This window comes from Aromatoleum toluolicum, assembly GCF_012911005.2.
Lineage (GTDB): Bacteria > Pseudomonadota > Gammaproteobacteria > Burkholderiales > Rhodocyclaceae > Aromatoleum > Aromatoleum toluolicum.
Genome location: NZ_WTVS01000235.1, coordinates 1 through 425, shown reverse-complemented (window position 1 = coordinate 425; position 425 = coordinate 1). Strand labels below are relative to the sequence as shown.

At 68.5% G+C, this 425-nt stretch carries 1 protein-coding gene; it reads left to right on the top strand.

Annotated features, from left to right (window positions below; all coding sequences use genetic code 11):
* Nucleotides 1-277 (top strand): TetR/AcrR family transcriptional regulator C-terminal domain-containing protein (locus GPA27_RS28525; RefSeq protein WP_211165318.1); only part of this gene is annotated, 277 nt, incomplete at its 5' end.
* Nucleotides 278-425: the final 148 nt, after the last annotated feature.

The window sequence follows — 425 nt, the reverse complement described above, 5'->3', positions numbered from 1 at the left end:
GCACGAGTTCGCGGGGCGCGATGCCCTGCTGGCGGCCTATCAGGAGAACGGCATTGCGCGCGGCAGGGCGACCCTGGCGGCGTGGTTGCAGCGCCAGCAACAACTGGGCTGGCTGCGCGAGCTGGACACCGCCCAGACCAGCGATCTGCTGCTGGCGATGACCATGGCGGAGCCGCTGCGCCAGATGGCGCTCGGCTTGCTGGCGCCGGGCAGCGACATCCGCGCGCGCATCGCCGCCGCCGTTGCTCTGGTTCTGCCCGGTTTGGTGCGGGAATAGGCACACTCCTCGACAAGGAGGCTGCACCATGGCAACGGGCGAGATGACATCCGAGCGCGGAACCCGCCAAAGAGCCACCGCCAGCCAGCCCCATCACCGCCATAAAAAAACCGGGCGCCAGGCCCGGTTGTTGATGCTGGTCACTCTG